3 protein-coding genes are annotated in these 4,403 nt (G+C 62.7%); 1 reads left to right on the top strand and 2 read right to left on the bottom strand.

What is annotated here, in order from left to right:
* Positions 1–62 precede the first annotated feature (62 nt).
* Positions 63–947, top strand: coding sequence for a 3-hydroxyisobutyrate dehydrogenase (gene mmsB / locus EN991_RS24935; RefSeq protein WP_127369756.1), 885 nt, complete (start codon positions 63–65; stop codon positions 945–947).
* A gap of 336 nt (positions 948–1,283) precedes the next feature.
* On the opposite strand, the gene EN991_RS24925 is transcribed toward mmsB, so the two are convergent.
* Together EN991_RS24925 and EN991_RS24920 are read right to left on the bottom strand one after the other, a co-directional pair.
* On the bottom strand, positions 1,284–3,719 hold the full coding sequence (locus EN991_RS24925; protein WP_127369755.1) for an FAD-dependent oxidoreductase: 2,436 nt from the start codon (positions 3,717–3,719) through the stop codon (positions 1,284–1,286).
* 193 nt (positions 3,720–3,912) lie between these two features.
* Positions 3,913–4,403, bottom strand: a 491-nt coding sequence (locus EN991_RS24920) for a cytochrome c oxidase assembly factor Coa1 family protein (RefSeq protein WP_127369754.1), incomplete at its 5' end; no start/stop codon positions are given.

The raw sequence follows: 4,403 nt of genomic DNA, 5'->3' as shown, positions 1-4,403 counted from the left end.
GCGCGTCATCATCGCTCGCGCGCTGATTGGCCGTTGAAGCCAGCAACTCTGGGAGACAGACAATGACGACGATCGCCTTCATCGGCCTCGGCAATATGGGCAATCCAATGGCCGCCAATCTGGTCAAGGCCGGGCATGCGGTGAACGGTTTCGACCTCGTTCCGGAAAACCTCACCGTCGCCAAGGAACATGGCGTGACGATTATGGCGAATGCCTTGGCCGCGGTGAAGGATGCCGACGTGGTGATCACCATGCTGCCTGCAGGCAAGCATGTCCTCTCCGTCTACGAAGACATCGCGCCCAAGGCCAGGCAAGGCGCACTCTTTATCGATTCCTCGACCATCGACGTCGAGTCAGCCCGCAAAGCCCATGCCGTCGCCAGGAAGCACGGGCTGTCGTCGATCGATGCACCGGTCTCGGGCGGCACCGGGGGTGCCGCAGCCGGCACGCTGACCTTCATGGCGGGAGGCTCCGATGATGCCTTCGCTGCCGCCGAGCCGATCCTGAAGCCGATGGCCGGCCGCATCGTCCATTGCGGCGGCGACGGCGCCGGCCAGGCAGCAAAGATCTGCAACAACATGATCCTCGGCATTTCGATGATCGGTGTCGCCGAAGCCTTCGTTCTGGCCGAAAAACTCGGCCTGTCGCATCAGGCGCTGTTCGACGTCGCCTCGACCTCCTCCGGCCAGTGCTGGTCCTTGACCACCTACTGCCCGGTGCCCGGCCCGGTGCCGACTTCGCCCGCAAACAAGGACTACAACCCAGGATTTGCAGCCGCCTTGATGCTGAAAGACCTGAAATTGTCCCAGGAAGCCGCGCAAGGTGCGGGTGCTGTAACGCCGCTTGGTGCCGAAGCGGCTCAGCTTTATGCCTTGTTCAACGCCCAGGGACATGGCGGCGTCGATTTCTCCGGCATAATTAATTTTCTCAGGGGTAGCCCGGCGTAACCCGCGGATTTGGCGGATTTGGCGGATTTTTCCGGTTTCCTTCGGTGGAAAAAATGAAAATTTAGATTTGCTTAAGCTCTCGATAACTCCGCGGTAACGATGTCCCTATAAAACGGACTGTGAGGCGGACATCTCATCCGTCCGGCGCTCCGGATCAGGTCTCGCGTACCGGAGCCCGTAAGTTTCGACAAGTGCCATAAGTTTCGCAAAGTGTTTGCGTAGCGAAGCGCCATGCGTATCTGGCAAAACCGCGTTCCCGATGGAGCGCGGTTTTTGCGTTTTACCCTGCAGCACGTTTGAGACATCGATGAACCGGAAACTGTACTCCGGGATACCTCACATGCGCCCGCGGGCGCTTTCCGGATCATAGGGCGAGTCGGCGATCACCTTTGCCGCGCGGCGCTCGCCGAGGATCGAAACCTCGAGCTCGGTACCGGGCGACACAAGTTCCAGGGGCAGCAGCGCAAGTGCTATGTCGTGACCAAAAGTGTAGGAATAGCCCGCCGAGGTGATGTGGCCGACGAGCTCGCCTTCGCGGTAAACGCCCTCGAAGGCGAATGCGCTCGCACCATCCGTGTCGATCGACAGTGTGGCGATCCGGCGTGTAACCTGCTGCTGTTTCGCGACCAGTGCCGCCCGGCCGATGAAGTCCCTGTTGTCGAGGCTGATGAAGCGCTCGAGGCCGCTTTCCCAGGCGGACAATTCGGGGTTCATATCGCGGTACATGGCCCGGTAGGATTTATCGAGACGAAGCGATTCCAGCGCTTGAAGTCCGACCAGCCTCAGCCCGTGTGCCTCTCCCGATGCCAGAAGCGCATCCAGCAAATGCCGCTGGTAGCAGAGTGGATGATAGAGTTCCCATCCCAGCTCACCCGAATAGTTGACACGCAGCAGCCGTACGTCGCTGGCCATGCCGACGGTGCCGGACTGTACGCTGAACCATGGGAAGGCCTCGTTGGAGAGGTCGATCTCCGTCAGCGGCTGCAGTATGTCGCGCGCCTTCGGCCCAATCACCGTGAAGCTGCCGCGATCCTCCGTGACGTTGCGCAGATGCACGCTGCCGTCCTTCGGCAACAGCCGGTCGAGATCGTCAAGGTTCCAGCGTTCGGCGCGCGGCGTCGATATGAGATAGAACAGGTCGCTCTGCAGCCGCGCCACCACATACTCGGCCTGCACGCCGCCGGTCGGCGTCAGGTGATGGGCAAGAGCGACACGACCGGGACGCGGCAGTCTGTTGGCCAGGATTCCGTCGAGCCAGCCCTCGGCGCCCGGCCCGCCGACCTCGAACTTGGTCATTGGTGTCATCTCGACCAGACCGGCGGCCTGGCGGACAGCCTGGACCTCTGCGGCGACGTGGTTCCCCTTGGGGGTCCGGCGCCAGCTGTAGACATTGCGCGCCTCGACACCCGCGGGCGCAAACCAGCTCGGCATCTCCCAGCCGTTCAACACGTCCCATACCGCGCCAAGCTGACTTAGGCGGTCATAGGACGGGGCCGTTTTCTGCGGTCGCGCCGCCGGCATGTCCTGGCCCGGATAGTGCTGTACGGCGTGGGTGCCCCAGGCTTCCCGGACCTTGGCCCGGGTCCAGTTCTTGTTGGCATAGCGGCCGAACCTGCGGGGATCCAGCTCCGCCGTGTCGATGCTGTTGCCACCCTCCACGATCCGTTCGGAGAGGTAGTAGCCAATCGCACCGCCCCAAAGGATGCCCCCCGGCACCCCTTCGGCGAGCCAGACATTCTCCAGGCCCCACGCCTGCCCCATCAGCGGCAGCTCATCGGCCGTCATCTGGAAAGGTCCTCGCACATTGCGCTTGATGCCGGCGCGCCCGAGCGCGGGAACCAGTTCGGTGGCGCGCTCCCAGTTCCAGGAAACGGCATCGAAATCTTCATCGAGCAGATCGGCGCCGAACCATTCCGGGACGCCGTTTTCGGCGAACAGCTTGAGCTGCTCGGTGCGCTCATAGGGACCGAACATCAGCCCGTCTCCCTCTTCGCGCAGATAGCCCTCGTAACCCTCGTCCCTGAGGATCGGCATCTCCGGAAGACCAAGCCGTTTGCGTTCCACGATTTCGGGAACCGCCTCGGTGATCCAATACTGGTGCAGGATCGGAATCGCGGGAATGTCCAGGCCCAGCATGGCGCCTGTCTGGCGTGCGTAATTGCCTGTTGCAAGGATGACATGTTCACAGACGATCTCGCCGCGTGAGGTCTTGACTCTCCACTCGCCGCTCGGCATCCGCTCGAAACCCACGACCTCGGTATCAAGATGGATCTTCGCGCCGAGGTCGCGTGCACCCTTGGCCATGGCCTGGGTGACATCGGCGGGTGCAATGTGGCCGTCATCGGGATGGTAGAGGGCACCCAGCATGGTGTTGTTGTCGAGCAGCGGCCAGATCTCGCGCGCCTCCGCGGGCGATACGATCCGGGCCCGCACTCCCTGGACCTCGGCAACGTCCATGTAGCTTCTGTACTCGTCCAGCCTGTCGCGCGTGTTGGCAATGCGCAGTTGCCCGCATTTGTGCCAGCCGACGTTCTGGCCCGTCTCCGCCTCCAGGCCTTCATAGATCGCGATCGATCTGGCGATCATGCGGCCGACATTGCGGCTGCGCGCGTAAGAGGGGATGAGCCCCGCGGCATGCCATGTCGAGCCGGCCGTAAGCTGTGTTCGCTCCAGCAATGCCACATCGGTCCAGCCGCGCTTTGCCAGGCCGTAGAGAATGCCGGCGCCCACACAGCCGCCACCGACCACGACCGCACGAAAGGAACTCACCATATGCGCGTGCCCTTGTCTGAAATTGCCACCGGTCCACATGAACGCATGCGCATACTGTCAGACAGCATCCGGCTTTTCAGCATATTTCCTTGTCTGGAACGCTGCAGCGGTCACCCGACTGTTGGGCCACGAAGCCGGCCGAACTGTCAGCTGTCCCGCCCGCGTTCAGGCCGCTTTTTTGCGTTTTGCCCAGCTATATTCCGATTGCAGCATTCGGGATCGGGACATGATCTTCGTTGATCAGCACGATCGGCGCATCGGCTCCCTCGACCCTGACGACCAGCAGGCGCAGGCTCCACGTGCCGGCTGTCCGGACAGCCGTCGAATAGGCCGTGCCCTTGCCCCTGGCGCCGTGGACCGGAATGCCGAACTGGGCGTCACCAGCCCCATTCGCATCGACGTTGAGATGGCCGCCGACCCAGAAACTGTCGGTCAAATCATCACCCAACGCCGCCTTGACGCGGTCGTCGGCGCGAAGCCTGTCCATCGTCATGAGATAGGCATCGCTGCCTTTCAGGACGTAGGGAATGCTGCCGACCATCGTCGCGCAGCCGCCAATCCCGACCACCCAGACGGCAAGGCCGGCGATTGCCCAGTTGCGCTGCGTCTTGCGAAACTGCTCCGGGTCGCGCCAGGCGCGGTTCTGCCAGGCCCAGCGGCTGCCGCGTGCGCCCAGCACGATGA

This window comes from Mesorhizobium sp. M7A.F.Ca.US.005.03.2.1 (genome assembly GCF_003997795.1).
Lineage (GTDB): Bacteria > Pseudomonadota > Alphaproteobacteria > Rhizobiales > Rhizobiaceae > Mesorhizobium > Mesorhizobium ciceri.
Note: the sequence above shows the minus strand (reverse complement) of the source record. Positions and strands in the feature narration are given on the sequence as shown.